This window comes from Streptomyces sp. NPDC046909, assembly GCF_040644695.1.
In the GTDB taxonomy this organism is placed as follows: domain Bacteria; phylum Actinomycetota; class Actinomycetes; order Streptomycetales; family Streptomycetaceae; genus Streptomyces.
On record NZ_JBEYXC010000025.1, the window covers coordinates 84,710 to 110,187 of the forward strand.

26 protein-coding genes and 2 pseudogenes are annotated in these 25,478 nt (G+C 70.7%); 15 read left to right on the top strand and 13 right to left on the bottom strand.

Annotation, left to right across the window (positions count from 1 at the left end; genetic code table 11):
• The first annotated feature begins 48 nt into the window (after nucleotides 1–48).
• Both ABZ928_RS48635 and ABZ928_RS48640 read left to right on the top strand, forming a co-directional pair.
• Nucleotides 49–786, top strand: coding sequence for a response regulator transcription factor (locus tag ABZ928_RS48635; RefSeq protein WP_361535074.1), 738 nt, complete (start codon nucleotides 49–51; stop codon nucleotides 784–786).
• Nucleotides 783–2,243 carry a HAMP domain-containing sensor histidine kinase gene (locus ABZ928_RS48640; RefSeq protein ID WP_361535077.1) on the top strand — a complete coding sequence of 487 codons (1,461 nt, stop codon included), beginning with the start codon at nucleotides 783–785 and terminating at the stop codon, nucleotides 2,241–2,243. The genes ABZ928_RS48635 and ABZ928_RS48640 overlap by 4 nt, the downstream gene beginning before the upstream one ends.
• Nucleotides 2,244–2,248: 5 nt before the next feature.
• On the opposite strand, the pseudogene ABZ928_RS48645 reads toward ABZ928_RS48640, so the two are convergent.
• Nucleotides 2,249–2,377, bottom strand: a pseudogene (locus ABZ928_RS48645) (DUF397 domain-containing protein); the annotation flags it as partial.
• Nucleotides 2,378–2,610: 233 nt separating this feature from the next.
• Here ABZ928_RS48645 and ABZ928_RS48650 point away from each other — a divergent pair.
• Nucleotides 2,611–2,751 (top strand): hypothetical protein, encoded by a 141-nt coding sequence (locus tag ABZ928_RS48650; protein ID WP_361535080.1) that lies wholly within the window; start codon nucleotides 2,611–2,613, stop codon nucleotides 2,749–2,751.
• Nucleotides 2,748–3,038 (top strand): hypothetical protein, encoded by a 291-nt coding sequence (locus ABZ928_RS48655; RefSeq protein ID WP_361535083.1) that lies wholly within the window; start codon nucleotides 2,748–2,750, stop codon nucleotides 3,036–3,038. Before ABZ928_RS48650 ends, ABZ928_RS48655 begins: the two co-directional genes overlap by 4 nt.
• A gap of 65 nt (nucleotides 3,039–3,103) precedes the next feature.
• On the opposite strand, the gene ABZ928_RS48660 is transcribed toward ABZ928_RS48655, so the two are convergent.
• A complete protein-coding gene (locus ABZ928_RS48660) occupies nucleotides 3,104–3,502 on the bottom strand; it encodes a hypothetical protein (protein WP_361535086.1) in 399 nt (132 codons plus the stop codon).
• Complete coding sequence (locus tag ABZ928_RS48665) at nucleotides 3,499–3,786, bottom strand: hypothetical protein (RefSeq protein ID WP_361535089.1); 288 nt, start codon at nucleotides 3,784–3,786, stop codon at nucleotides 3,499–3,501. Before ABZ928_RS48665 ends, ABZ928_RS48660 begins: the two co-directional genes overlap by 4 nt.
• Before the next feature lie 142 nt (nucleotides 3,787–3,928).
• Between ABZ928_RS48665 and ABZ928_RS48670 the strand changes: the two genes are divergently transcribed.
• The 3 genes from ABZ928_RS48670 (at nucleotide 3,929) to ABZ928_RS48680 (ending at nucleotide 7,288) form a co-directional block, all read left to right on the top strand.
• Nucleotides 3,929–5,992, top strand: a complete 2,064-nt coding sequence (locus tag ABZ928_RS48670) for a pectinesterase family protein (RefSeq protein ID WP_361535092.1) — start codon at nucleotides 3,929–3,931, stop codon at nucleotides 5,990–5,992.
• Between the two features lie 64 nt (nucleotides 5,993–6,056).
• A complete protein-coding gene (locus ABZ928_RS48675) occupies nucleotides 6,057–6,512 on the top strand; it encodes a PH domain-containing protein (RefSeq protein ID WP_361535095.1) in 456 nt (151 codons plus the stop codon).
• Nucleotides 6,513–6,595: 83 nt separating this feature from the next.
• Nucleotides 6,596–7,288, top strand: coding sequence for a response regulator transcription factor (locus tag ABZ928_RS48680; RefSeq protein ID WP_361535098.1), 693 nt, complete (start codon nucleotides 6,596–6,598; stop codon nucleotides 7,286–7,288).
• Here the strand turns inward: ABZ928_RS48680 and ABZ928_RS48685 are convergent.
• The 4 genes from ABZ928_RS48685 to ABZ928_RS48700 all read right to left on the bottom strand — a co-directional run bounded on the left by ABZ928_RS48685 (nucleotide 7,278) and on the right by ABZ928_RS48700 (nucleotide 11,512).
• Entirely contained in the window at nucleotides 7,278–9,047 is a 1,770-nt protein-coding gene (locus ABZ928_RS48685) for an ABC transporter ATP-binding protein (protein WP_361535101.1), read from the bottom strand. The two genes, ABZ928_RS48680 and ABZ928_RS48685, sit on opposite strands and share 11 nt — an antisense overlap.
• A 102-nt stretch (nucleotides 9,048–9,149) precedes the next feature.
• The gene (locus tag ABZ928_RS48690; protein WP_361535104.1) at nucleotides 9,150–9,284 is read right to left on the bottom strand and encodes a hypothetical protein; all 135 of its coding nucleotides are present in this window, start codon (nucleotides 9,282–9,284) and stop codon (nucleotides 9,150–9,152) included.
• Between the two features lie 58 nt (nucleotides 9,285–9,342).
• Nucleotides 9,343–9,522, bottom strand: a complete 180-nt coding sequence (locus ABZ928_RS48695; protein WP_361535107.1) for a hypothetical protein — start codon at nucleotides 9,520–9,522, stop codon at nucleotides 9,343–9,345.
• 181 nt (nucleotides 9,523–9,703) lie between these two features.
• The gene (locus ABZ928_RS48700; RefSeq protein ID WP_361535110.1) at nucleotides 9,704–11,512 is read right to left on the bottom strand and encodes a bifunctional metallophosphatase/5'-nucleotidase; all 1,809 of its coding nucleotides are present in this window, start codon (nucleotides 11,510–11,512) and stop codon (nucleotides 9,704–9,706) included.
• A 145-nt stretch (nucleotides 11,513–11,657) separates the two neighbouring features.
• Here ABZ928_RS48700 and mshD point away from each other — a divergent pair, with 145 nt between their 5' ends.
• Nucleotides 11,658–12,584 (top strand): mycothiol synthase, encoded by a 927-nt coding sequence (gene mshD, locus ABZ928_RS48705; protein WP_361535113.1) that lies wholly within the window; start codon nucleotides 11,658–11,660, stop codon nucleotides 12,582–12,584.
• A 34-nt stretch (nucleotides 12,585–12,618) separates the two neighbouring features.
• Here mshD and ABZ928_RS48710 read toward each other — a convergent pair.
• The 6 genes and pseudogenes from ABZ928_RS48710 to ABZ928_RS48735 form a co-directional block, all read right to left on the bottom strand.
• Nucleotides 12,619–12,759: pseudogene (locus ABZ928_RS48710) on the bottom strand (RNA-guided endonuclease TnpB family protein); the annotation flags it as partial.
• Nucleotides 12,699–13,430 (bottom strand): ABC transporter, encoded by a 732-nt coding sequence (locus ABZ928_RS48715; protein WP_361535116.1) that lies wholly within the window; start codon nucleotides 13,428–13,430, stop codon nucleotides 12,699–12,701. The gene ABZ928_RS48715 and the pseudogene ABZ928_RS48710, both read right to left, overlap by 61 nt.
• Nucleotides 13,431–13,609: 179 nt before the next feature.
• Nucleotides 13,610–15,127: an ABC transporter permease gene (locus ABZ928_RS48720; RefSeq protein WP_361535259.1), complete on the bottom strand. Its 1,518-nt coding sequence runs from the start codon at nucleotides 15,125–15,127 to the stop codon at nucleotides 13,610–13,612.
• 20 nt (nucleotides 15,128–15,147) lie between these two features.
• The gene (locus ABZ928_RS48725) at nucleotides 15,148–16,080 is read right to left on the bottom strand and encodes an ABC transporter ATP-binding protein (protein ID WP_361535118.1); all 933 of its coding nucleotides are present in this window, start codon (nucleotides 16,078–16,080) and stop codon (nucleotides 15,148–15,150) included.
• Nucleotides 16,077–16,892, bottom strand: a complete 816-nt coding sequence (locus ABZ928_RS48730) for a zf-HC2 domain-containing protein (RefSeq protein WP_361535121.1) — start codon at nucleotides 16,890–16,892, stop codon at nucleotides 16,077–16,079. The genes ABZ928_RS48725 and ABZ928_RS48730 overlap by 4 nt, the downstream gene beginning before the upstream one ends.
• Before the next feature lie 43 nt (nucleotides 16,893–16,935).
• Nucleotides 16,936–17,475 carry an RNA polymerase sigma factor gene (locus ABZ928_RS48735; protein ID WP_361535124.1) on the bottom strand — a complete coding sequence of 180 codons (540 nt, stop codon included), beginning with the start codon at nucleotides 17,473–17,475 and terminating at the stop codon, nucleotides 16,936–16,938.
• A gap of 111 nt (nucleotides 17,476–17,586) precedes the next feature.
• Here ABZ928_RS48735 and ABZ928_RS48740 point away from each other — a divergent pair, with 111 nt between their 5' ends.
• From ABZ928_RS48740 to ABZ928_RS48770, 7 genes are all read left to right on the top strand, one after another.
• Nucleotides 17,587–18,075, top strand: a complete 489-nt coding sequence (locus tag ABZ928_RS48740; protein ID WP_361535127.1) for a GntR family transcriptional regulator — start codon at nucleotides 17,587–17,589, stop codon at nucleotides 18,073–18,075.
• Nucleotides 18,072–18,977, top strand: coding sequence for an ABC transporter ATP-binding protein (locus tag ABZ928_RS48745; protein ID WP_361535130.1), 906 nt, complete (start codon nucleotides 18,072–18,074; stop codon nucleotides 18,975–18,977). Before ABZ928_RS48740 ends, ABZ928_RS48745 begins: the two co-directional genes overlap by 4 nt.
• Nucleotides 18,974–19,954 (top strand): ABC transporter permease, encoded by a 981-nt coding sequence (locus ABZ928_RS48750; protein ID WP_361535133.1) that lies wholly within the window; start codon nucleotides 18,974–18,976, stop codon nucleotides 19,952–19,954. The genes ABZ928_RS48745 and ABZ928_RS48750 overlap by 4 nt, the downstream gene beginning before the upstream one ends.
• Nucleotides 19,951–20,787 carry a hypothetical protein gene (locus ABZ928_RS48755; RefSeq protein ID WP_361535136.1) on the top strand — a complete coding sequence of 279 codons (837 nt, stop codon included), beginning with the start codon at nucleotides 19,951–19,953 and terminating at the stop codon, nucleotides 20,785–20,787. The genes ABZ928_RS48750 and ABZ928_RS48755 overlap by 4 nt, the downstream gene beginning before the upstream one ends.
• Nucleotides 20,784–21,758 (top strand): hypothetical protein, encoded by a 975-nt coding sequence (locus ABZ928_RS48760; RefSeq protein WP_361535139.1) that lies wholly within the window; start codon nucleotides 20,784–20,786, stop codon nucleotides 21,756–21,758. The genes ABZ928_RS48755 and ABZ928_RS48760 overlap by 4 nt, the downstream gene beginning before the upstream one ends.
• A 339-nt stretch (nucleotides 21,759–22,097) precedes the next feature.
• On the top strand, nucleotides 22,098–24,332 hold the full coding sequence (locus tag ABZ928_RS48765) for an RNA degradosome polyphosphate kinase (RefSeq protein ID WP_361535142.1): 2,235 nt from the start codon (nucleotides 22,098–22,100) through the stop codon (nucleotides 24,330–24,332).
• Entirely contained in the window at nucleotides 24,313–25,470 is a 1,158-nt protein-coding gene (locus ABZ928_RS48770) for a CHAD domain-containing protein (protein ID WP_361535145.1), read from the top strand. Before ABZ928_RS48765 ends, ABZ928_RS48770 begins: the two co-directional genes overlap by 20 nt.
• The last annotated feature ends 8 nt before the right edge of the window (nucleotides 25,471–25,478 follow it).

The following is a 25,478-nucleotide window of genomic DNA, read 5'->3' on the forward strand; positions in this document are numbered from 1 at the left end:
CGTTCGGCCCAGCCCGCTTGTCCCACCGCACCCGAGGAATCCACGCCCATGAGCCCCGCCGATGGCGACCGTGACCCCCAGCGCATCCTGATCGTCGACGACGAGCCGGCCGTGCGCGAAGCACTCCAGCGCAGCCTCGCCTTCGAGGGATACGACACCGAGGTCGCGGTGGACGGCGCGGACGCGCTGGAGAAGGCCACGGCGTACCAGCCCGACCTCGTCGTCCTCGACATCCAGATGCCGCGGATGGACGGACTGACCGCCGCCCGTCGGATGCGGGGCGCGGGTACGACGACGCCGATCCTCATGCTGACGGCACGCGACACGGTCGGTGACCGGGTCACGGGGCTCGACGCCGGGGCCGACGACTACCTGGTCAAGCCCTTCGAGCTGGACGAGCTCTTCGCGCGGGTCCGTGCGCTGCTGCGGCGCAGCTCGTACGCGGCGGCGAACGCGGGGGGTGCCGTCCAGGACGACGAGGCGCTCACCTTCGCCGACCTGCGGATGGATCTGGCGACGCGGGAGGTCACTCGTGCCGGGCGTCCTGTGGAGCTGACCCGTACCGAGTTCACCCTGCTGGAGATGTTCATGGCGCATCCGCGTCAGGTGCTGACCCGTGAGCAGATCCTGAAGGCGGTGTGGGGCTTCGACTTCGAGCCCTCTTCCAACTCCCTTGACGTGTATGTGATGTACCTGCGCCGTAAGACGGAGGCAGGGGGCGAGCCTCGGCTCGTGCACACGGTGCGGGGTGTGGGGTATGTGCTGCGACAGGGCGGCGCGGAGTGAGGAAGGTACTGCGCCGGTTCCAGACGCTGCCGATCCGGGCACGGCTGTCGTTGCTGGTGGCGGCGGCGGTGGCGTTCGCGGTGGCGGCGGTTTCGGTGACGTGTTGGTTCATCGTGCAGGGGAAGCTGTATGACCAGCTGGACAGTGACCTGCAGCGGAGCGTGAGCGGAGGCCCCCAGGAGTTCAAGCAGATCGACCAGGCCCAGCAGGCCCTCGACAACTGCTCCAAGACCCCGCAGAGCACCAGCTTCTACCGTGGCGACTACACCCAGGTGGTCACGGAGAGCGGCAAGGTCTGTGTCTTCGGCCAGTCCGCGGGGGCGGTCAAGGTGGCCGAGGCCGACAAGACGGTGATCGAGAAGGCAGACCGCAGCCGGGTCTACTTCCGGAACGGCACCGCCGAGGACGGCACAGCGGTGCGAGTGATGACGCGCTATCTCAGCCCCACCCAGACCCCCACCGGGGAAGCCGGCCCCGACATCGGCATCATCGTCGCCGTACCCCTCAAGGGCACCCAGAACACCCTCAACGACCTCGCCCTCATCCTCCTCCTCGTCTCCGGCGTCGGAGTCATCGGCGCGGGCGCCGCCGGTCTCGCCGTGGCCCGCGCTGGTCTCCGGCCCGTCGACAAGCTCACCGAGGCCGTCGAACACGTGGCGCGGACCGAGGACTTGAGTGTCAGGATCCCCGTGGAGGAGGACGCCGAGGACGAGGTGGCTCGCCTCTCCCGTTCGTTCAACTCGATGACGTCCTCCCTGGCCAACTCCCGCGAGCTCCAGCAGCAGCTGATCGCGGACGCCGGCCATGAACTCCGTACCCCCCTGACGTCCTTGAGGACCAACATCGAGCTGCTCACCCGCAGTGAGGAGACCGGCCGCCCCATCCCCGAGGCCGACCGCAAGGCGCTCCTCGCCTCGGTGAAGGCGCAGATGACCGAACTGGCCGCGCTGATCGGTGACTTGCAGGAGCTGTCGAGGTCTGAGGGCCAGCGGGGTGAGCGGGTTCAGGTCGTCTCCCTGGAGGACACCGTCGAGTCGGCGCTGCGTCGCGCACGGCTCCGTGGGCCGGAGTTGACCATCAACGCCCACCTGGAACCCTGGTTCACCCGGGCGGAGCCGGCCGCATTGGAGCGTGCTGTCGTCAACATCCTCGACAACGCGGTGAAGTTCAGCCCCGAGGGCGGCACGATCGACGTACGGCTGAACGACGGCGAGCTGACCGTCCGTGACCACGGTCCCGGCATCCCCGCCGATGAACTCCCCCACGTCTTCGACCGTTTCTGGCGCTCCCCCAGCGCCCGCGCCCTCCCCGGCTCAGGCCTCGGCCTGTCCATCGTCGCCCGCACCGTCGAGCAGGCCGGCGGCCAGGTGACGCTGGGCCACGCGGACGGCGGCGGCACGATCGCGACCGTACGGCTGCCGGGGGCTGCGACGCCTCCTCCGAACGAGGTTCGTTAGGGGCTGTTCTTGTCGTATCCGGTCTCCTGAGCCAGCTGCCCCAGTGACTTCCCGGCCTTCTCCCGCAGGTATTTGAGCGTCCGGGCCAGTACGGCCCGCCCCGATTACCGCTCCCCGTCAACCGATTCGCTCACGATCGAGATACGAACGGTAATCACCGATCGTCAGACCCACCTCACGACAAGCCCCCGCGGTCCATGCTGCTCGACCCGGGGGCGTGGCCGACGCGTATCCCAAGGAGCGCCAGCGTGCGCGAACGTACCGCCGGACTCATCAAACCGCTACTGCTTGCCCTCTACGAGCATTGCCGCCCACCCAGGGACGCCACCGAGCCGACCCGCCCCAACCCCTGTTCACCGAGCGGCGGTTGGCCGTGCCTCCCCGCCACCCCGTCCACATCTGCCCTTGCGAGCGCGAACGCATCCTGCAACGGCGCCGGGCCCTTTGGGTCGCCGACTACGCCCTCGACGCCGATGTCCGCCGACGCGCGGTGGAGGTCTCCGAATGAGCGCCCCTGGTCTCCGCCTCCTGCCCTGGGCCACTCCCGAGGGCAAGCCCTGCTACCTCAGCACGGACGGCGGGGACAGCAAGCTGTCCCAACTGGCCGACGACGTGGAAGCGGCTCAACTGCGGTCCGGGGAACAGGTGCTCGCCGGCGCCAGGGCCGTACTCGCCGACGCGAAGTCGGGTGAGCAGGCGATCCGTTTCGCGCTCGCCCGGGCCACCGAGTCCCTGGAGGACGTGATGCGGATCGCGGTCAGCCGAGGCGGGCGCGTCCCGGAGCCCGAGGCGTGACATCGCGATGACGGTCGGACGGAACCAGTACGTTCGATGGTCCCGTCCCACCGTCGGCGTCAGCCTCAGTGGAAGCCGAGCATCCCGGGAGAGTCGACGTCAACGGTGACCACACCCGGCGGATAAGCCTCCTCCCGGGTGGTGAGCAGGATCGACATACCTGTGAACTCGGCCCGGGGCAGCGCGCAGTACAGGGCGTGGCAGATGTCGGCCCCGCCGTAGCCGTCCCGGATCATGGTGCCGACGGACACCGAGGAGACCGTGTCCAAAGGGTCGACGATCACTGAGGAGAACGCGAGCACCCGACGGGCCGCGTCGGCGTCCTCGGATTCCGCCTGCATCAAACAGAGGGCCGGAACCCTGAGGAGATCGCCCGGGGTCCGGGCCATGTTCGCGGCGAGCAGGTTCAGCGTCTTGTGTCCCTCCGCGAGCGCCCGGGTGGCGCCGGTGTCCAAGATGATCACGCGGCAGTGCCCCGAGCCGTGCGGACCTTCTCGGCGGCCATCCTGTAGATGTTGCCGAGCACGTCGGGCGCCCGATCGAACTCTTCGTCGCTGATGTCGATGCCGATCACCTCACGAACAACTCGCCGGTCGGACGCCACCCGCTCCGCGATCTCGTCTGCCGTCGGCTGCTCTGAAGCCAGCTGTTCGACGAGCTGCCCGAGGGGTACTCCCCGTTCCTTTGCGATCTTGGCCAGGCGGTCGCGGGCCTGCCGGGACACCTGAATGGTCGTGGTCTCTGCCATGGTTCCACCATAGCCCTGTTGTAGTCGCGCGCATCCAGTACTTCCTGTCTCTTCATTCCCCAGGGTGAGCGGCAACCTTTCCCCTCCCCGCGGCAACCACCCTCCGTCCCGCACTCACCCCCACGGAACGGAAGCCGTACGGATGACCGACACCCGCAGCAAGCCCCGCCATCGCCGGCGCAAGACCGCGCTCGTCGCCGGTATCCCCCTCGCCCTGACGGCGGCCGGTGCCCTCGCCTACAGCCCCGTCTTCGGTGACGACACCGAGAGCGCCGCGTCCGCCGCCACCGCCGCCGCGCCCGCCTGGGCCACCGCCACCGCCGACGGGTTCGCCTCCGTCAACGCCCTTGGACAGAACGGCACTTATGGCGGACGCGACGGGCAGATCGTGACCGTCAAGACGCTGGCCGACCTGGAGAAGTATGCGACGGCCACCGAGCCGTACGTCATCGTCGTCGCCGCGACCATCACCATGGATCCGGTCGGCAAAGAGATCAAGGTGCAGTCCAACAAGACCATCGTCGGGTCCGGGACATCCGGGCACATCGTGGGTGGTGGGTTCTTCCTCGGGACCGGAGTCCACAACGTCATCATCCGGAACCTCACCATCCGGGATGCGTACCAGGGCGTCTGGAACGACAAGGAGCACGACTTCGACGGCATCCAGATGGACGGGGCCCATCACGTCTGGATCGACCACAACGACATCCGTCACATGGCCGACGGGCTCATCGACGTGCGGAAGGACAGCACGTACGTGACCGTCTCCTGGAACAAGCTCAGCCAGGACAACAAGGCGTTCGGCATCGGGTGGACGGACAACGTCGTCACCGACATCACCATCCACCACAACTGGGTCCGGGAGACCGAGCAGCGCAACCCGTCCACGGACAACGCCGCTCACGCGCACCTCTACAACAACTTCCTTGAGGACGTGGCCGGGACCGACATCACGTCCTCGTACGGCAACTACTCGCGCGGCACGACCAAGATGGTGCTGGAGAACTCCTACTTCCAGGGCATCAACAACCCCGTCATCAAGGACAGCACGGCCACCATCGTCCAGAAGGGGAACACCTTCGTCGGGACCAGCGGGAGGAACGAGAGCGGGGGGACTGCGTTCGATCCCAAGAGCTTCTACGCGTACACCCTCGACGCGACCGCCAATGTGCCGTCGCTGCTCAAGTCCGGTGCGGGGCCGCGGAGTTCCATAGGGACCGCCAGTGCCACTACCGCTGCCGCTGCCGCCACCACCCTCACCGTCGCCAAGGACGGTTCCGGGCAGTACTCGACCGTGCAGGCTGCCGTCAACGCCGTACCGGCGAACAACGCCTCCCGGGTCGTGATCCAGGTGAAGCCGGGGACGTACCGCGAGGCCGTGACCGTGCCCGCGAACAAGCCGCATGTGACGATCGTCGGGACCGGTGCCAGCCGTAAGGACACCGTCATCGTCGAGGGGCACGCGGCCGGGCAGACCAAGCCGGACGGGTCGGGGACGTACGGGACGCCCGGCAGCGCCACGCTCAGCGTCAAGGCCGATGACACGCAGATCCGCAACCTCAGTGTCACCAACGACTTCGACGAGGCCGCCAACCAGTCCCTCTCCGGACATCAGGCCGTCGCCCTGCTGACCCAGGCCGACAAGGTGTTCCTGGACAGCCTCATCATCACCGGCGACCAGGACACCCTGGAGATGGAGACCGCGGCGAAGGGCACGCTCGGCCGGGTGTACGTGAAGAACTCGTACGTCCTCGGGAACGTCGACTTCATCTTCGGGCGCGGCACCGCCGTCGTCGACCAGTCCGTCATCACGCTGCGCAAGCGCTGGGACGGCACCTCCGCCGGGTACGTCACCGCGCCGAGCACCGAGGCCGACCGCAAGGGCATCCTCATCAACCGCTCGACCGTCAACGGGGACGTCAGCAGCTCCAGCTTCTACCTCGGGCGCAACTGGCACCCGGGTGGTGACACGACCGTCGACCCGCAGACCACCGTGCGCGAGACGTCGCTGAGCGCGGCGATCCGGTCCACGCCCTGGTCGGACATGGGCGGCTTCTCCTGGAAGGAGGACCGGTTCGCCGAGTACAAGAACACCGGCGCCGGTTCGGGCGCCGCGAGCAGCGACCGGCCGCAGCTGACCGACTCCCAGGCCGCCGGCCAGGAGGTCGCGGACTGGCTCGGCGACTGGACCCCTACCGCCTCCTGACGCCCACAGGTCCACAGGTTCACAGGTCCCCGTCCTACGATCTCCCCCGGACCAGGGAGGGTTCATGGGCGGGGACATCGTCTACAGGGAATACCGAAGAGCTGGGGCGACGTGGAAGGCGCTCGCCCTCTCCGCCGCCACCTTCGCGTGCGGCGCACTGGAAGTCCTGGTCAACGGCGTACCGTTCTGGCTCGCGCTGCTCCTGGTGACGTTCCTGCTGGTCGCCGACGGCTGGCTGGCACTCGCCCTGCTGCGGGGCCGTACCGTCGTACGGGCCTCCGGCATCACGGCGCACAACGGCGTGCGGGTGCGCACCTGGTCCTGGTACGAGGTCCAGGACCTGCGCATCGAGCCGTACCCGCGCGCCGAGGGGTCCTCGCCGCGGCTGGCCGCCTTCCTCTACGACACGGCGGGGCACCGGGTCGAGCTGCCCTTCGTCAACGACCGGTGCGTGGCCGACATGCGTGCCGAGGCCGCGTTCCTGCGGGGCGTGCTCGCGGGCGGGCGGGGGGTGGCGTAGCTGCCGCTGGGTGACCACGACTCTTAAGCCCACGCTTATCGCCCTGCCAGCTCCGCCACAGCAGCTCGTCACACCGTGTTCGGATGGCGCGGAAGATTCTGCTGGCCGACGACGACGCGGCCGTGAGGGAAGGCGTCGGACGGCTGCTGCGGTTCGAGGGCTACGAGACCGTGCTCGCCGGCGACGGACGTACCGTCCTGGAACTCATCGAGGGCGAACCCGATCTGGTGCTGATGGACGTCACCATGCCCCAGCTCGACGGCCTGGCCGCGACCCGGCGGATCCGGGCCTCCGGCTGCACGGTGCCGATCCTCATGATCACCGGCCGGGACGCGGTCGGCGACCGTATCGTCGCCCTCGACAACGGCGCCGACGACTATCTGACCAAGCCCTTCGACGTCGAGGAACTGCTCGCCCGGGTGCGTGCCCTGCTGCGCCGCAGCCGGCGCCCGAGCCCGCCGGTGCGCACCGCCGACCAGCTGTCCTTCCAGGACGTCGCCATCGATCTGCGCAGCCGTACGGTCACTCGGGGCGGCCGTCCGCTGGACCTCACGAGGACCGAGTACTCCTTGTTGGAGTACCTGATGCGTCATCCGGCGAAGGTGCTCAGCCGGACGCAGATCCTGAAGGAGGTCTGGGGCTTCGACTTCGAGCCGGCCTCCAACACCCTTGACGTGTATGTGATGTACCTGCGGCGGAAGCTGGAGAGCCACGGTGGGCCGCGGCTCATCCAGACGGTCCGGGGGATGGGGTACAGCCTTCGGGTCAGCGCCTGAGGATCATCGTCTCGTCGGAGACTATCGGCAGTGGTCCCGCCAGCCGGGCGTACGTGCCGCCGCCCGCCATGAGTTCCGCGTGCGTGCCCTCCTCCACCAGTCGGCCACCGTCCACGACGAGGATGCGGTCGGCGTCCGGGGCGAGGCTCAGATCGTGGGTGATCATGATCGTCGTACGGCCGGACATCAGGCGGCGCAAGGGGTGCACGATCCGGCGGGCGGCCACCGAGTCGAGGCCCGCGGTGGGTTCGTCGAGGATCAGGACGGGGGCGGCGCGCAGCATCGCGCGGGCGATGGCGATCCGCTTGAGCTGGCCGCCGGAGAGGGCGGCGGTGCCGGGGGCGATGAGGGTGTCGTAGCCGTCGGGGAGTTCGGAGATGAAGTCGTGCGCGGCCGCTGCCCTTGCCGCCTCCTCGATCTCCGCCTGGGCGGCGCCCGGTCGGCCGCACTCGATGTTCTCGCGGATCGTGCCGTGCAGGACGAGCGTCTCCTGCGGGAGCAGGGCGATGTTCTCGCGGAGGAAGGTGAGGGGTACGTCGTTCAGCGGGACGCCGTCCAGGCAGAGCACGCCGGACGAGGGGTCGTAGAAGCGGAGCAGGAGCTTGGCGAGGGTGGACTTGCCGGCGCCGCTGGGGCCGGTGACGAGGACGAGTTCGCCGGGGGCGGCGGTGAAGGTGACGTCGTGGAGGGCTGGGGCCTTGCGATCGGCACCCGGGTAGCCGAAGCTCGCGCCGTGCACGCTCACCCATCCCCGTACCGGCCACTCCCGGACCGGTTCGGTGGGGTCGGTGACGGCGGGTTCGGCGTCGAGGATCTCGTTCAGGCGCTCGGCGCCCGCGGTGGCGGCGGTGAGGGTGAGGCCGAGCTGGCCGAGGTTGCGGACCGGCGGGTAGAGGTAGCCGATGAACGCGGCGAAGGCCAGGAGCTGGCCGAGGGTCATGCGGTCGGCGGAGATCTCCCACACGCCGAGCCCGATGACGGCGAGGACGCAGACCGTCTCGACGACCTCGACGAACTGCTCGTACATCTCGCTGAGCCGGGCGCCGCGCACGGAGGCCTTCATCCAGGCGCGGGCCTCGCGGTCGAGGCGCCGCTCCTCGTCGCGGTGGCGGTTGTAGGCCTGGGTGAGCAGGACGTTGCCGAGGGACTCCTCGACCACCGAGGTGATGGCGCCGTCGGCGACCCGTTCGTCCTGGGAGGCGGTGCGGATGCGGCCCGCGAAACGGCGGGCGGCCAGCAGGAACAGGGGCGCGAGGACGAAGGTGACGAGGGCCAGGTCCCAGCGGAGCCAGAGGGCGGCGGCGGAGTAGAAGACGGCGGAGAAGGCGGCGGCGACCGTGCCGACGACACCGGACACCACCATCTGCTCGATGGCCTCGACGTCACCGGTCAGGCGCTCGACGAGGTCGCCCTGGCGGTGCTTCTGGAAGAAGTGCGGGGGGAGGTCCTGGACATGCCGGAACACCTTGGCCCGCAGGCGGAGCACGAATCTCTCGGCGGTCCAGGTGGCGAGCGAGTTGCCGAGGTAGCCGACGAGCGCGCCGAGCGCGGCGACCGCCAGCCAGGCGCCGGCCGGGCCCCAGAAGGCGGACAGCGAACCGGCCTTGAGCGCGGTGTCCGTCAGATGCGCGAACAGCAGGATCGAGGCGGTCTCGGCGAGCGCGGCCACCACGACACACGCGACGATCGCCGCCAGCCACTTGCGGTCCCCGCGGGTCAGCGGCCAGAAGCGGCGGAAGGCCTCGCGGACTTCCCTCATGACTCCTCCATGATTCGTCTCCGTACATGCCCGTGCATGCCCGTACATGCCGGAGGCGGGGCCACCGAGTCCCTGTCGGTGGCCCCGCCTCACGAGATGGCGTCAGCAGCCCTTGCGGGACACCGGACGAGCCTTCGCGGCCTTCTTCGGCGCGGCCTTCTTCTGCTGGGGCTTCGGCGCCGGGGCGGCGGGCTTGGTGTTCTTCTTGGCGACGGGGGCGATCTTGTGGAAGCTCATGGGAATTTCCTATCCGGTTATCAGGCAGGGATTATGCAGAGATTACGTGCGGCTTACTTCAGCCCTTATGGGATACCGGGCGTCGCTGCTGAGCGACCTTCTTCTGCACCTTCTTGACCTGGGCCTTCTTGGGCGCCGGGGCGGCCTTGCGGGTCTTCTTGGCGACGGGCGCAACCTTGTGGAAGCTCATGATTTTCTCCTCCGAGTTGGTGTCGTTCGCGTCGTTCGCTTTCGACATGGAAAACATTACGGGACGCCGAACCCGGAAAAAGCCAATTCCGCTTAGACCTCGATGAATTGCGACTGAGACCAGTTTTCAGGCGTTACGCGGAACCAATCCGCACCTCACACAGGTTTTAATACGCGAAGAGGCGGCCGCGTCGATGCCGACGCGACCGCCTCTTACTGCCCCGTGGGGGTTACTTCACGATCGTGATCCGGTTCGCCGCCGGAGGGGCGATCGGGCTGGTGGCCGAGGAGTTGGCCGTCAGGTACTGCTCAAGCGCCGCCAGGTCGTCCGTGCCGACGAGGTCGTTGGTGCCCTGGCCCAGCGTGGTGAAGCCGTCGCCGCCGCCCGCGAGGAAGCTGTTGGTCGCGACGCGGTAGGTGGCGGCCGTGTCGATGGCGACGCCGTTGAGCTTGACGGAGTCGACGACGATCCGCTCGGCACCGGTCTTCGTCAGGTCCAGCGTGTACGTCAGACCCGACGACGGCTGAAGAACCTTCGGCGAGGCCAGGTTGGTGCCGCTGACCTGCTCCTGGAGGACCTTGATCAGCTGGGCGCCGGTGAAGTCCTGGAGGTTCACGGTGTTGGAGAACGGCTGCACGGTGAAGCCCTCGGCGTAGGTGACGACACCGTCGCCTTCCGTGCCCTTCTGCGCGTACGTCAGCCCCGCCCGCACCCCGCCCGGGTTCATCAGCGCGAGGTCGGTCTCCGGGTCGAGCTGCTTGCCGTAGGCGAGCTGCGCGTCGGCGATGAGGTCGCCCATCGGGGACTCGGTGCCGGTGTTCGCGATGTCCGCGGAGATGTAGCCGATCGCGCGGTTGCCGATGGGCGCCGCGAGGGTGTTCCACTTGCTGATCAGCTCGGTCATGTCCGTCGCCTTGGCGACGGTCCGGGTGACCACGTGGTTCGCGGACTTCACGGCCGTACGGGCGATGTCACCCGTCCACCGGTCGTACGTCAGCGTTGTGTCCGTGTAGAGCCGGCCGAAGGACGCGGCCGAGGTGACCATGCGCGGGTTGCCCGCCGGGTCGTTGATGGTGCAGGCGTACGCGGCGTGGGTGTGACCCGTCACCAGCGCGTCGACCTGCGGGGTGATGTTCTTGGCGATGTCCACGATCGGGCCGGAGATACCGTCGCCCGCACCGGGAGAGTCGCAGTCGTAGTTGTACGACGTGGAGGCCGGGAGCCCGCCCTCGTGGATGAGGGCCACGATCGACTTCACGCCCTGGCGCTGGAGCTCCTTGGCGTACTTGTTGATCGTCTCGACCTCGTCCTTGAACTTGAGGCCCTTGACGCCCTCGGCGGAGACGACGCCCGGGGTGTCCTCCAGGGTCACACCGATGAAGCCGACCTTGACGCCGTTCTTCTTCCACACCCAGTAGGGCTTGAGGATCGGCTTGTTGGTCTTCTCGTCCAGGACGTTGGCCGCGAGGTACGGGAAGTCCGCGCCCTCGAACTCCTCGTCCGTGTAGCAGCCGGCGGTCGGGTGACAGCCGCCCTTCTGGAGGCGGGCCAGTTCCTTGGCGCCCTCGTCGAACTCGTGGTTGCCGACGGAGGTGACGTCCAGGTCCAGCTTGTTGAGCGCCTCGATGGTGGGCTCGTCGTGGAAAAGGCCCGAGATCAGCGGGGAGGCGCCGACCATGTCACCACCGGCGGCGGTGATGGAGTACTTGTTGCCCGCGCGCGCCTCACGGAGGTGGGTCGCGAGGTACTCGACACCACCGGCGTCGATGGTCTTGGTCGTGCCGTCCGCCTGGAGCTCGGTGACGCGGCCGGAGGAACCGGACGGCGGCTCCAGGTTGCCGTGCAGGTCGTTGAAGGACAGCAACTGCACGTCCTGGTACCGACTGGGCACCGATCCGCCCGGCTTGCCCGTCTCGTGCGCGGAGGCCGACGAGGGCAGCGCGGCGGCGAGGGCGCCCGCGGTCACGAGACCGGCGGTCGCGGCAAGGAAACGGACGGACCGTCTGCGGCGGTGGTGCGGCTGGGATATGGCTGGCATGCGCCCCCCTGTGGGATGTCTGAGCAAGTGGGCCCCGTCCGGCGCAGCCTAGAGTCAACGCGCGTAGCGCGACAGGGGTTTCCTGGTTACATCCTGGTTTCCCTTTGCCGCCACTTTGCTGGGTCCTCCCCGTACCCTCGTACGCATGACCAGCGACGACACCGCCCGGCGTGGCACCTCCCGCTCGATCGACACCTATTCGGCGCTCTCCCCGGACCGGACCGACGCGGTGCTGGCGCTGCTCGCGGAGGCCGCGCGCAGTGACGGTCAGCAGGCGGTGTCGGAGCAGGGGCGACTGCAGTTGCGCGGCGGCGCACGTGAGGGGGTGTCCCATCTGCTGCTGACCGTCGACGACGAACTCGTCGGCTACGCCCAGCTGGAGGACACCGACCCCGTGGAGGCGCCGGCGGCCGAACTCGTCGTCCACCCCGCGCATCGCGGCCACGGCCACGGGCGGGCGCTGGGCTCCGCGCTCCTCGCCGCGTCCGGCAAACGGCTGCGGGTGTGGGCCCACGGCGGTCACTCCGCGGCGAGGCATCTCGCGCAGGTCCTCGGTCTGACGCTGTTCCGTGAGCTACGTCAGATGCGGCGGCCGCTGACGGGTCTGGAGCTGCCGGACCCTGTCCTCCCGGACGGCGTCTCGGTACGCCCCTTCGTCCCCGGCAAGGACGACGCGGCCTGGCTCGCCGTGAACGCCGCCGCCTTCGCCCACCACCCCGAGCAGGGGTCCCTCGTCCAGCGCGACCTCGACGACCGCATGGCCGAGCCCTGGTTCGACCCGGCCGGCTTCTTCCTCGCCTTCCGCGGCGACGAACTCATCGGCTTCCACTGGACCAAGGTCCACGCTGCGGAGCGGTTGGGCGAGGTGTATGTGCTGGGCGTGAAGCCGGGGGCGCAGGGCGGGGGTCTCGGCAAGTCCCTCACCACGATCGGCCTTCGGCATCTGGCGGGGCAGGGGTTGCCCACGGCGATGCTGTATGTCGACGCGGACAACAAGGCTGCGGTGTCTGTGTATGAGCGGCTGGGGTTTGTGACGCATGAGACGGATCTGATGTATCGGACGGAGACGTGAGCCCTCTCCTCCTCGAAGGGAGGGGATTCCTGGCTCAGGCGGCCATCCGGGGCGGCGCCCCGGATGGTCTTATGCCCTCGACACCAGCCGGGTTGAGACCAGCCCGGACGAGCATCACGCGTGCGGAGTTCTTGTCCCGTGGGGGCGCGGTTCCGCAAACGGTGCAGGTGTAAGTGACCGAGGTCGGAGAAAACCCCGCCTCCGCAGCGACTCCGGCATACACACCGCCCATACCGCCAACGCCCCCACCAGCACCCACACCCACCTGTCATGGGACGCCGCCCATCGCTCGTCCTCCCGCGCCACGAACATCGCCCACCGGCCCGGGAGCAGAAGCGGAACCACGACCGCTGACGTGAGTATCGCCGCGGCTACCGCCTGACCCGGTTCAGGGGCCTCGGTGAAGCGGACGGCGGTCGCGGCTGCCGCGAGGGCGAGGGTGGTGGCCGACGCTGCCTCCAAGGTGATGTCACCCACGGGGGGACGTATTCCGGCCGGTACGAGCAGTACCGCCGCCGTCCACGCCAGCGCCGCGAACGGGGCGACCAGCGCCACCCGCAAACCCTGTCTCAACGGACGCCGGGTCGGTACCGCCGCGGTCGTGTGCCGGGCCGGATCGTCCAAGAGGAACGCCAAGCCCAGCGCGAACGCCAGGGCGGCGACCCGCAGGAGATTGAGGGCCAGCCAGCCATCGGCATCCACCGGCCACCGCGCCATCCCCGCGACCAGCAGCCCCACACCCCACGCGGCCCCCAACGCCCGCCACGGCAACGTCCGCAGTACAGGCCCCACCAACACCCGCCCCACCACCACACCCCGCACGCCCGCCTGCCCAACCCCGCTCATATCAGCCCTTCCCACCCTTCCCACCCTTTCCATCCGTTCCACGCCACCCCCGCATCCCCGCGTCCGTAATTGGCAGATCCGTCCCGCCCGATCCGGCCAGACCCGCAGGTGAGCAGCCCCACCCATCGGACAGATCTGCCAATCGCCCACTCCCCCCGACCAACCGCCCAACTCACCCCTCACTCACAAGAGTCCGCCTTCACCTTCCCCTCAACCCCCAGCACCCGCGCCGCCCTCTCCGTCGTCACCGTCGGAGACACCAGCTCGGCCCAGTTCTCCTTCACCTTCGCCGCCACCTCGTCCCTCGGTCGGTCCAGGAGCTTCCGTACGACCGTGGTCTGGCCCTCCGTCATCCCCAGGGGGTTCGTCTGGGAGAGGACGATTGCTGAGCCGGTCAGGCTGTCGTCGAGGCGGACGTTCTTGAGGGAGGTGATCGGGTCGGGCTGGTTGGCGAGGGCGAGCCACATGATGGTGACCATGCGGCCGTCGCAGAGGTCGCCGGCGGTTTTCTCGTCGCCGGTGACCAGGACGCCCGCGACGGCGACCGCGAACTCCGGGACGCGGTTGCCGCCCCAGGCCGTGCCCACCGTGACCTGGTGCGGGGTCGTGGCGGGGTCGATGGCCGCGTCGCCGTCGAGGCCGTAGCGGGCGTCGATCCGCTGGCGTACGAGGAGGCTCTGGTCGTGGGCCGTGCCGCCGGCGAGGGACTGGACCCCGGCCGCGGTGCGGGCCCAGTCAGCGGTCCGGCCCCGCCACTCGGGGAAGGCGCAGTAGCGCGAGCCGTCGTGCTCCACGCACGTCTGCACCTGCTCGGGGTGGAGCGTGGCCCGCTCCCTGGCGGCCGTGACATTCGCGGGGACGCCCTGGCCCTGTGCGATCGTGCCGAGGACCGTCAGGGCCAGTGCCCCGGCGAAACCCGCCTGTACGGAACGGGCGCGCAGACCCCCGCCGAGCAGTACCGCGAGCAGGGCCAGCGACAGGCCGACTCCGGTCAGGTACAGCGCGTGCCAGGCCGCGGGGCGGCCGATCAGGTCGGAGGGGAGGGTGTTGGCGCTGCCCACCCCTATCACCGGGGTCAGCCAGCGCGTCCAGCCCTCGTCGATGCCGGCGCCCGTGCTGAGCAGGAAGAGGAACAGGAAGAAGACCACCACCAGCGGTGCCGTGAAGGCCGTCCTCACCACTCGGGCGATCAGCACCCCGGCCGCCCCGAACACCAGCACCGTCAGCGGGCCCACCAGCAGCTCGCCCGGCGAACCGTGCCCGAGCGCGCCGGGCTTGAGCGCCTGCCAGGCGAACTGCCCCGCCACGCACACCGCGGTGAGCAGCGCGGCCGGGACCACGGACAGCAGATGCGCGGCCGTCCGGTGTGCCGTTCCCATGACCAGCACCGTGAAGTGCCGTTCCGTGTCCCGGCGGCGGGAGCGGAGCACTGCCTGGTTCACGGCCAGCAGGACCGCTAGACCGACGAAGAGCGGGCCGCTCTGGGTGGCGCGGTCGGCGTCCTGGAGGGCCGGGTAGCCGTCCGCGTAGTCCTGGGCGCTCCATACGATCCAGGCCGCGTAGAGCAGGAAGCCGACGATCACCGGGATGGTCAGCAGAAGGCGGCGGGCCTCGAAGAGTGCCAGTGCGAACACCGCCGACCATGAGTTCCTGGAGTTCCTGGCCGCCTCTGTCTGCCCGCCCGTGGGCTGGGCCATCGCCGTCGTCATCGTGTCGCTCATGCCGCCACCCCCGCACCCGTGCCCGCACCCGTGCCCGTACCCTCGCCCGCTCCCGTACCCGTGCCTGCTCCCTCGCCCGCGCCCGCGCCCGCTCCGTCGAGCGTCAGCAAGTAGCCGTCCTCCAAGGTGGGGTCCAGGAGATCGGCGCCTGTGGGTGGGTCCCCCACGTTGCGGAAAGAGCCCGTGCCCGTGCGCCAACCCGCCTTCGCGCCCGGGTCGCGCTCCGTGCTGCTCCACACCCGGCCCGCCGCCCGTGCGGTCAGTTCGGCCGGGGTGCCGTCGAAGCGGACCCGGCCGCCGGCCATCACCACGACCCGGTGGCAGAGCATCGCCACGTCCTCCGTCTGGTGTGTGGACAGGAGCACGGTCCGGCCCTCGCCCGCCTGGGCGATCAACTCCCGGAATCTCATGCGCTGTTCGGGGTCCAGGCCGACCGTCGGCTCGTCCAGGACCAGGAAGCCCGGGTCGCCGACGAGGGACGCGGCCAGCGCGACCCGCTGCCGCATTCCGCCGGAGAGCTTCTTGATGCGCTTGCCGCGCACCTCGCCCAGGTCGACCTCGTCCAGTACGCGCCGCACCTCGCGGTGGCGGGCGCCGCGGTCCGTCAGTTCCTTCAGGATCGCCACGTAGTCGACGAACTCGAAGGGCGTGAAGTCCGGGTGGAAGCCGGGGGTCTGGGGCAGATAGCCAAGGCGTCGGCGCACTTCCTGGCGGCCGCGTGCCGTGCCCGGGTCATGGCCGAGGACTGTGAAGGCGCCCCGGTCGGCGGGTACGGCCGTGGCCAGCACCCGCAACAGGGTGGTTTTTCCGGCCCCGTTGGGTCCGAGGAGCCCGGTGACGCCCCGCGTCAGGCCCAGTGACACGTCGTCCAGGGCGCGGGTACGGCCGTAGTGGAGGCTCAGCCCCGAGGCGGAGACGGTGGGTGTCATGCGGCACTCCTGTGGGAGACGTCGAAACGGTCACGTACGAGGTAGAGCAGGCCGACGGCGAGGGCGGCCACCGCGGCGGCGGCCCCCTGCCCGGCCGCGGTGAACGGAGCGAGCGGCTCGCCGTGCGTGTTCAGGTCGGCGACGGCCAGCAGCGCGACCCAGGCCCCGCCGACCAGCGACGGCGCGAGGACCGGGCCGAGCCGGGGGGTCAGTGCGAGGCCGGTCGCGGTGAGGGCGAGCGCGGGCAGCAGCCAGGCGAGGGCCCGTAGGCCGTACGCCGGAAGGGCCAGGGTCGCCAGGCCGTTGAGGCCCAGGACGGTGGTGAGCACGGCGACCGTACGGATCATCAGCAGCCGGAACCCGTGCACCGGGCTGACCACCGCCATCTCGTACGTCGGGTCCAGCGCGGGTCCGTACGCCAGCGCCACGCCGGCCAGCGGCAGGAGCGGCGCGAGGGCGAGGAACATGGTCGGGGAGTTCGCCGAGTACACCGCGCCCACCGTCGCCATCAGCACGAACACCACCGCCGCCAGCCACGAGCGGCGCAGCACCGGCGTCGCCGCGAGCAGCCGTGCGGTGTGGTCGGCGACCCCGAGCCGCACCAGCAGGCCCTCGAACAACCCCCGTGCGGGCACGTCCAGTTCGGCGTCCAGGCGTTCCCAGCCGGCGTCGACCGAAGGGCTCACCGAGGCGAGCACCTCCCGGCAGTGTCCGCACGAGACGAGGTGCGTGTCGGCGGACCACAGCAGGGGTGGCGTCAACTCGCCCTGGGCGTAGGCCCGTAGGTCCTGCTCATCCACATGCCACGTCATGCCGACGCCTCCCGTGTACCGATCCGGATTCCGATGCGCGCCCTCACGCCAGCGCCTCCCGCAGTTGCTTCCGGGCCCGCATCGCCCGCGTCTTGACCGTCCCCGGCGGGATCCCCAGGACGACGGCCGCCTCGCGGGTGGTCAGCCCGTCGATGACCGTCGCCTGGAGGACCGCGCGGAGCTCGGGTGAGAGCCGTATCAAGGCGCCCGCGAGGTCTCCGTGCTCCACCCCCGCGAGCACGCGTTCCTCCGCGGACACCTCGTGCCGGTGCCGCAGCCTGGCCAGCGTCTGCCGCAGCCGTCCCCGCGCCCCGTCGCCGCGCAGCGCGTCGACCAGCCGGCGCGAGCCGATGCGCCACAGCCACCCCGCCACGTCGCCCTCCTCGCGATAGCGGGCCTTGCCCCGCCAGATCGCCAGGAACGTCTCCTGCACGACATCGTCGACGACCCCCGCGTCGGCGCACCGGCCGCGCAGCCTGGCCGTCAGCCACGGCGCGAACCGCCGGTACAGCTCCTCGAAGGCGCGCCGGTCCCCGTCCGCCGCGGCCCGCAGCAGCTCCCCGTCGCTTCTCGTTTCGCTCACATCCCCCTCATCGCACGAGCCCCACCGATCGGTTCACGGAATCGGGCTTGACTTTCTCAGCCACCTTCCACCACCCTTTCACTACTCAATTAGTGAAAGGGTGGTGCACGGGTGGTCGAGTACCGCATCGACCGGCACTCCGGGGTCGCCACGTACGTCCAGATCGTCCAGCAGACCAAGCAGGCCCTCCGCCTGGGCCACCTGGAGCCGGGCGACAAGCTCCCCACGGCTCGCGAGGTAGTGGAGGCCACCGCCATCAATCCGAACACCGTCCTGAAGGCCTACCGCGAGCTGGAGCGCGAGGGCCTGGTCGAGGCCCGCCGCGGCCTCGGCACCTTCGTGCGCCGCGGCCTCGGCGCCGCCGCCACCGACTCGCCCCTGCACTCCGAGCTCGACGACTGGACCCAGCGGGCCCGGGCGGCAGGACTCGACCGCGACGACATCGCCGCACTCTTCACCGCCGCACTCGAAAAGCACTTCCTGGAGACCGGCCCGGACCGACACACCCCGGACCGGCACAGCCCGGACCAACGAACCCCGGACCGGCACCCCCCGCACCCCCGGACCCAGGACCAGCACAGCCAGGGAGACCCTTCATGACCGACACCGCCCTTGAGGCAGCCGCGCTGGGCAAGCGCTTCGGCCGGCTGCGGCGGTCCGCCGGATGGGCCCTGCGCGACTGCACCTTCGCCCTCCCCACCGGCCGCGTCTGCGCCGTCGTGGGCCCCAACGGCGCCGGCAAGTCCACGCTGCTCGCCCTCGCCGCCGGCCTCATGGCGCCGACCGAGGGCAGCCTCGCCGTCCTCGGCGGGCCCGCGGGCGAGGCACGCGCACGCGTGGGCTTCGTCGCCCAGGACAAGCCCCTCTACCCCCAGCTCAGCGTCGCCGAGACGCTCCGCATGGGCGCCGACCTCAACCCCGGCCACTGGGACGGGCGCGCCGCCGAGCGGATCGTGGCCGGCGGCGCCCTCGACCCGAAGGCCCGGGTCCGCGCCCTCTCCGGCGGCCAGCGCACCCGCGTCGCGCTCGCCCTCGCGCTCGGCAAGCGGCCCGAACTGCTGCTCCTGGACGAGCCGATGGCCGATCTGGACCCGCTGGCCCGGCACGAGCTGATGGGTGTCCTGATGTCCCAGGCCGCCCAGTACGGCACCACGATCGTCATGTCCTCGCATGTCGTCGCCGAGCTGGAGGACTCCTGCGACCACCTCCTGCTGATCGGCGGCGGCCGCGTGCGCCTGAGCGGCGAGATCGACGAGCTGCTGGAGACGCACACGCGCGTGTCGGCCGCCGCGGACACCGTCCTCGCCCCGCACACGGTCGTCGAGTCCCGTACCACCGGCCGCCAGCTCTCCGCCCTCATCCGCCCGGCCGCCGCGACCCCCCTCGCCGCGGACTGGCGTACCAGCACGCCCTCCCTGGAGGAGCTGGTCCTCAGCTACCTGCGCAACCCCGAGGCGCCTGGCGACCGAGTCCCCGCGAACGCCGAGGAGTTCTCCGCATGACCACCCTCGCACCCCGCCTCGCCGCCCCCCGCACCACCCGCTGGCTGATCCGCCTGCACCGCCCCGCGCTCCTCGTCTGGACGCTCGTCCTGGTCGCCCTCGGCGGCGCTCTCCTGTGGCTGTGGGGCCCGCTCGCCGACGCCTCCGCGGCGGCGTTCCGGCAGATAGCCGCCTGCAAGACCGAGAGCTGCCGCTACGACCAGGCCTCGATCCTGCGCTACAAGGACGTCTACAACTACGTCACCTTCGGCGTCCTCGCCGTCCCCTTCCTCGTCGCCGCCTGGGCGGGCGCCGCCCTCACCGGCCGCGAACTGGAGCAGCACACCGCGCAGTTGGCATGGACCCAGGGCGTCTCCCCGACCCGCTGGCTGGCCACGAAGCTCGCCCTCCCGGCCGCCCTGGTCACCGCGGGCACCGGCCTCCTGGTCCTGCTGCACCACCAGATGTGGTGGGCGGCCGAGGGCCACATCGACACCGCCAAGACCTGGTACGACCCGCCCACCTTCTACGCGGGCGGCCCCATCACCGTCGCCCTCGCCCTGGCCGGACTGTTCGCCGGCGCCTTCGCGGGCATCCTCCTGCGCCGCTCGCTGGCCGCGCTGGGCGCCGCCGTGGCCGCCGTGGGCGCGCTGTGGTTCGGCCTCCACCAGGCACTGCCGTACCTCTGGTCCCCCGTGACCAGCACGGCGAGCCTCGCGCAGGAGTGGCCCTCGGGCGCCGGCATCGACGTGAGCACGGGCCTGTACACCGCCACCGGGAAGCACCTCGCCAACCCGTTCTGCGGCAGCACCATCAGCAAGGAGTGCGAGACGCTCTACGAACGCCTCGGCGCCGTCGGCTGGTACAAGGACTACCACCCGCTCTCCCACTACTGGCCGCTCCAGCTCACCGCCTCCGCGCTCGTGCTCGCCGTCGCCGCCCTGCTCGCCCTGGCCGCGTTCCGCGTGACCGCCGCCCGCACCCGGGCCGTCTCATGACCGGGGCCGTGCTGCGGCTGCACCGCACGGCGCTGATCGTGTGGACCGTGTTCGTGCTGGGCTCGGTGGCCTGGCTGGTGTGGCTGACCGAGGTCACCGCCGACGACGTGCACGCGACGCTGGCCGCCTGCCCGAAGAACTCCCCGGGCACCTGCGGAATCTGGGCCTGGCGCGACTACAGCGAACCGATGGGCTGGGTCAGCACGATCATGTATTACGGCTTCTGGGCCGTCGCCGCGTGGGCGGCCGGCGCGCTCATAGGCCGTGAACTGGAGTCGGGCACCGCGCGGTTGGCGTGGACGCAGGACGTGTCGCCGACGCGCTGGCTGGCCACCAAGCTCGCGGTGCCGGCGCTGGTCCTGATCGCGGGCGGCGCGGTGTTCGTCCCCGTCTACCGGTGGGCCTGGTCGGCGCACCGCGATCTGATGGGCGACGACTGGGGCTTCGCCGACGTGTTCGCCGCGCGCGGCCCGCTCGTCGTGGCGTACGCCCTGTGCGCGCTCGCGGTCGGCACGCTCACCGCGCTCATCGTGCGCCGCTCACTGCCCGCGCTGGGCATCGCGGTCGCCGTGATGATCCTGCTCAACCTGTATGTGCAGAAGTACCGGGGCGACTACTGGCCCGTGGCCGACAGCCACGGACGCGAACTGCCGGACACGGTCTGGCAGCAGGGCGGCGGCCTCTACCACCCCGCGTCGCACTTCTGGCCCCTGCACCTCGTCGAGACCGGCATCGTCCTCGCCGTCACGGCCCTCGCCACCACCGCCGCGTTCCTCCTGCTCCGCCACCGCACCCGCCCCGCTCCCACCCCCCGCCAGGAGTCCCCCGCATGACCGCGACCGTCCCCACGGCGCCCCGCACCGTCCCCGCGGCGGCACCCCGCACCGGCCTCACCGTGCTGCGGCTGCACCGCGGCGCCCTGATCGTCTGGACGCTCCTGGTCCTCGCCGCCGCGCTGGGCTTCCTGTGGGCATACGGCCCCGGCGCGGACTCCGCCCTGGCCGCGTGGCACAAGGCCTGCCCCGCCGCCGACGACTCCTGCCACTGGGACACCACGCTCAACGACTACTACCGGACGGTCTCCCTCGCCGAGTGGACGATCTTCTGGGCCCCGCAGCTCGTCTCCGTCTGGGCGGGCGCCGCGCTCATAGCCCGCGAGCTGGAGAACGGCACCGCGCGGCTGGCCTGGACCCAGGGCGTGACACCGGCCCGCTGGCTGGCCGCGAAGCTCGCCGTCCCCGCCGCCCTGATCACCGCCGGCACGACCGTGCTGGTGCTGCTGCACCGCATGGTGTTCGAGGCGAACGAGTTCCCGTTCGGCTGGGAGTGGTACCAGGACACGATCTTCAGCACGAACGGCCCGGTCGGCATCGCCCAGCCCCTGCTCGCCCTCACCGTCGGCGCCCTCGCGGGCCTCGTGCTGCGCCGCACCCTGCCGGCCCTCGCCGTGTCCTTCCTGGTCACCGGGCTCGTGCAGTACGTCACCGGTGAGGTGACCCCCCAGCTGTGGCCCTGGAAGACCTTCACCGCCGCCATGGACAGCGCCCGCACCGTCCCGGACCACGTCATGTGGGGCGAGCAGGGCTCCCTCACCGCCACCGGCGCCCGCGTCCCCACCCCGGACTGCGCCGACAGCATGAAGTGCCTGGCCGACCACGGGGTGACCGGCTACTACACCGACTACCACCCCGCCTCCCACTTCTGGCCCCTCCAGCTCATCGAGACCGGCCTCACCCTCGCGGTCGCCGCCGCGGCGGTGGGAGCGGCGTTCTGGCTGCTGCGGCGCCGCACCCGCGCGCTCTGACCTCTGACCCCTGCCCCCTGACTTCCGGGCCGCACGTCCTCCCACGGGGGTGGGGGACGTGCGGCCCGGACACCCGGGCGGCCCTGTACCGAACACACGCACTGCCCCGTACCGGACACCCGCACGACCCTGTAGACGTCCGGGATCCGCCCCCCGGTGTCCCGCACGCCATGTCTCCGTAACCAACGGTTCAGACAGCCTTGCGACGCTCAGCGAATGAAGCCCGCCGTGCCTGAGCCTTCGCCGCCCCCCGAGGGATCCGCTCGGAACGGAGTCATCGCGCTCCCGCCCGCGGCCTCCGACGCGCCCGTCACGCCGTCGGCGCGGAAGAATGGGTCCATGAGCCAGCCCAACGCCCAGGCAGCACAGGTCCAGCACGCGCAGCCCTCCGTGGGCTCCATAGCCGCGCACCGCCCGCACACGGTCGCCGCCGCGGTCTCCGACCTGGAACCCGACATCGACGCCGACCTCGACGCGTACGAGGAGGCCCCGTACGACGGCGCCCAGCTGCCCCAGGGCCGTTTCCTCGACCGGGAGCGCAGCTGGCTCGCGTTCAACGAGCGCGTCCTGGAGCTCGCCGAGGACCCGAACACCCCGCTCCTCGAACGGGCGAACTTCCTCGCCATCTTCGCCAGCAACCTGGACGAGTTCTTCATGGTCCGGGTGGCGGGACTGAAGCGCCGTATCGCCACCGGCGTCGCCACCCGCTCCGCCTCCGGCCTCCAGCCGCGCGAGGTGCTGGAGATGATCTGGGCCCGCTCCCGCGAGCTGATGGCCCGGCACGCCGCCTGCTACCACGAGGACGTCGCCCCCGCGCTCGCGGAGGAGGGCATCCACCTGGTCCGCTGGAACGAGCTCCAGGAGAAGGAGCAGGCCCGCCTCTTCACCCTCTTCCGGCACCAGATCTTCCCGGTCCTGACCCCGCTGGCGGTCGACCCGGCGCACCCCTTCCCGTACATCTCGGGTCTCTCGCTGAACCTCGCGGTCGTCGTACGGAACCCCGTCACCGGCCACCGCCACTTCGCCCGCGTCAAGGTCCCGCCGCTGCTGTCCCGTTTCCTGGAGAGCTCCCCCGGCCGTTACGTCCCCATCGAGGACGTCATCGCGGCCCACCTGGAGGAGCTGTTCCCGGGCATGGAGGTGCTGGAGCACCACGCCTTCCGCCTCACCCGGAACGAGGACCTGGAGGTCGAGGAGGACGACGCCGAGAACCTGCTCCAGGCCCTGGAGAAGGAGCTCATGCGGCGCCGCTTCGGCCCGCCGGTGCGCCTTGAGGTGGAGGAGTCCATCGACCGCGAGGTCCTGGACCTCCTCGTGCGCGAGCTCAAGATCTCCGAGGCGGAGGTGTATCCCCTCCCCGGCCCCCTGGACCTCACGGGCCTCTTCCGCATCGCCGGCCTCGACCGTCCCGAGCTCAAGTACAAGAAGTTCATCGCCGGTGTCCACCGCGACCTGGCCGAGGTCGAGTCGGCGTCCGCGCCGGACATCTTCGCGGCCCTGCGCGCCCGCGACGTCCTGCTGCACCACCCGTACGACAGCTTCTCCACCTCCGTGCAGGCCTTCCTCCAGCAGGCGGCCGAGGACCCGGACGTCCTCGCCATCAAGCAGACCCTGTACCGGACTTCGGGCGACTCCCCCATAGTCGACGCGCTCATCGACGCCGCCGAGGCCGGCAAGCAGGTCCTCGTCCTGGTCGAGATCAAGGCCCGCTTCGACGAGCACGCCAACATCAAGTGGGCACGCAAGCTGGAGGAGGCGGGCTGCCATGTCGTCTACGGCCTCGTCGGCCTGAAGACCCACTGCAAGCTGTCCCTGGTGGTCCGTCAGGAGGGCGAGACGCTACGGCGTTACAGCCACGTCGGCACCGGCAACTACCACCCGAAGACGGCGAGGCTCTACGAGGACCTCGGTCTGCTGACCGCCGACCCGCAGGTCGGCGCGGACCTCTCGGACCTCTTCAACCGCCTGTCCGGCTACTCCCGCCGCGAGACCTACCGCCGCCTCCTGGTGGCCCCCAAGTCCCTGCGCGACGGCCTGATCTCGCGGATCAACAAGGAAGTCCAGCACCACCGCGCGGGCCGCCCGGCGTTCATCCGCATCAAGGTCAACTCGATGGTGGACGAGGCGCTCATCGACTCGCTCTACCGCGCCTCCCAGGCCGGCGTCCCGGTCGACGTCTGGGTGCGCGGCATCTGCGCGATCCGCCCCGGTGTCACGGGCCTGTCGGAGAACATCCGGGTCCGTTCCATCCTCGGCCGCTTCCTGGAGCACTCCCGGATCTTCGGCTTCGGCAACGGCGGCGAGCCCGAGATGTGGATCGGCAGCGCCGACATGATGCACCGCAACCTCGACCGCCGTATCGAGGCCCTGGTCAGGGTGACCGACCCGGCCCACCGCGCGGCCCTCAACCGCCTCCTGGAGACGGGCATGTCCGACACCACCTCGTCCTGGCACCTGGGCCCGGACGGCGAGTGGGAACGGCACGCGACCGACGCGGACGGCCAGCCCCTGCGCAACATCCAGGAGATGCTCATAGACGCCCGGAGGCGCCGGCGTGGCACAGCAACACCTTGACCCGACGGATCCGACGGCCGGGCCGGTGACGGGGGAAGCCCTCGCGGGCTACCTCCGGGCCCAGGCCACGGAATTCCTCCGCGCCCTGCGACTGCACCGCGAAACCGGCGGTACGACGTCGGCGTCGGCGTCCGCCGCGGCGCAGGGCACGGGGGGATCCGTCGACGCGGCCCGGGCACTGCGCCGCTCGGCCCGCCGCATCAGCGGCAGCCTGCACACCTTCCGCCCCCTCCTCGACCAGGACTGGTCGGAACGCATCCGCCCCGAACTGGCCTGGGTCTCCGGCACCCTGGCATCGGAGCACGCGTGCGAGGCGAGGCTGGAGAGACTGCTGCTGGCCCTGCACAGGCTGTCGGGGGCGACGGTGCTGCCGGGTCAGGCGACGGGCGCGACCGGCGCAGCTGTCGACCCCTCTGCCGTAGCTGCGGGCAATCGTGCCGCTGGGGCGGCTCCCGACCCAAGGAAAGCGGCACCGGCCAGCGCCGCGAGCGAGACCCCCCCGACGCCAACCCCGGACCGAGGCAACCTCACCGTAGGCGCCGCAAAAGCAGGCGCCCTCCTCGACCGCCAGCTCACCCTCGCCCGCACCCGCGCCCACAGCACCGCCCTCCAGGCCCTCGGCTCCTCCCGCTTCCACGCGGTCGCCGACCACATCGCCGTACTGGCCAGCGAAGTCCCCCTGGTGCAGACGGCCGTCACCGCGGACCTCCGCCCCCTCGCGCTCGCCGCCGAGGACCGCCTCAAGGACGCCGTAGCCGCCCTCCCCCTCGTCACCGCGGGCCTCCCCTACAACGCCGAGGCCCTCATCCACGGCCTCTCCCCGGACCCGTCCCCCCACCCCCAGGACGCCCCCTGGCACCAGGTCCGCCTCCTCCTGCGCCTGCACCGGTACGCCCGGGAGGCCCTGTACGGCGACTCCCTCGACGTACGCCTCCTCGCGGCCGGCGAGGCACTCGACCGGCACCGCGACGCGTCCGAGGCGGCGGCCGCCGCCGCGCAGGCTGCCCGTACGCCCCGGATCGCCCCGGCGACCGCGTACGCCCTCGGCGTCCTCCACGCCGACCAGCGGCACGAAGTGGAGGCGGCCAGGTTCGCCTTCCAGCGTTCGTGGCAGATGGAAACCGTCAGTACGTCGTAGACACCACC

Bases quoted from the DNA above. Each gene is read 5' to 3' on its own strand.
- ABZ928_RS48635 (WP_361535074.1), top strand. From the start codon at position 49: ATGAGCCCCGCCGATGGCGACCGTGACCCCCAGCGCATCCTGATCGTC.
- ABZ928_RS48655 (WP_361535083.1), top strand. From the start codon at position 2,748: ATGAGCGCCCCTGGTCTCCGCCTCCTGCCCTGGGCCACTCCCGAGGGC.
- ABZ928_RS48665 (WP_361535089.1), bottom strand. From the start codon at position 3,786: ATGGCAGAGACCACGACCATTCAGGTGTCCCGGCAGGCCCGCGACCGC.
- ABZ928_RS48670 (WP_361535092.1), top strand. From the start codon at position 3,929: ATGACCGACACCCGCAGCAAGCCCCGCCATCGCCGGCGCAAGACCGCG.
- ABZ928_RS48675 (WP_361535095.1), top strand. From the start codon at position 6,057: ATGGGCGGGGACATCGTCTACAGGGAATACCGAAGAGCTGGGGCGACG.
- ABZ928_RS48680 (WP_361535098.1), top strand. From the start codon at position 6,596: ATGGCGCGGAAGATTCTGCTGGCCGACGACGACGCGGCCGTGAGGGAA.
- ABZ928_RS48685 (WP_361535101.1), bottom strand. From the start codon at position 9,047: ATGAGGGAAGTCCGCGAGGCCTTCCGCCGCTTCTGGCCGCTGACCCGC.
- ABZ928_RS48690 (WP_361535104.1), bottom strand. From the start codon at position 9,284: ATGAGCTTCCACAAGATCGCCCCCGTCGCCAAGAAGAACACCAAGCCC.
- ABZ928_RS48695 (WP_361535107.1), bottom strand. From the start codon at position 9,522: ATGTCGAAAGCGAACGACGCGAACGACACCAACTCGGAGGAGAAAATC.
- ABZ928_RS48700 (WP_361535110.1), bottom strand. From the start codon at position 11,512: ATGCCAGCCATATCCCAGCCGCACCACCGCCGCAGACGGTCCGTCCGT.
- mshD (WP_361535113.1), top strand. From the start codon at position 11,658: ATGACCAGCGACGACACCGCCCGGCGTGGCACCTCCCGCTCGATCGAC.
- ABZ928_RS48715 (WP_361535116.1), bottom strand. From the start codon at position 13,430: ATGAGCGGGGTTGGGCAGGCGGGCGTGCGGGGTGTGGTGGTGGGGCGG.
- ABZ928_RS48720 (WP_361535259.1), bottom strand. From the start codon at position 15,127: ATGGCCCAGCCCACGGGCGGGCAGACAGAGGCGGCCAGGAACTCCAGG.
- ABZ928_RS48725 (WP_361535118.1), bottom strand. From the start codon at position 16,080: ATGACACCCACCGTCTCCGCCTCGGGGCTGAGCCTCCACTACGGCCGT.
- ABZ928_RS48730 (WP_361535121.1), bottom strand. From the start codon at position 16,892: ATGACGTGGCATGTGGATGAGCAGGACCTACGGGCCTACGCCCAGGGC.
- ABZ928_RS48745 (WP_361535130.1), top strand. From the start codon at position 18,072: ATGACCGACACCGCCCTTGAGGCAGCCGCGCTGGGCAAGCGCTTCGGC.
- ABZ928_RS48750 (WP_361535133.1), top strand. From the start codon at position 18,974: ATGACCACCCTCGCACCCCGCCTCGCCGCCCCCCGCACCACCCGCTGG.
- ABZ928_RS48755 (WP_361535136.1), top strand. From the start codon at position 19,951: ATGACCGGGGCCGTGCTGCGGCTGCACCGCACGGCGCTGATCGTGTGG.
- ABZ928_RS48760 (WP_361535139.1), top strand. From the start codon at position 20,784: ATGACCGCGACCGTCCCCACGGCGCCCCGCACCGTCCCCGCGGCGGCA.
- ABZ928_RS48765 (WP_361535142.1), top strand. From the start codon at position 22,098: ATGAGCCAGCCCAACGCCCAGGCAGCACAGGTCCAGCACGCGCAGCCC.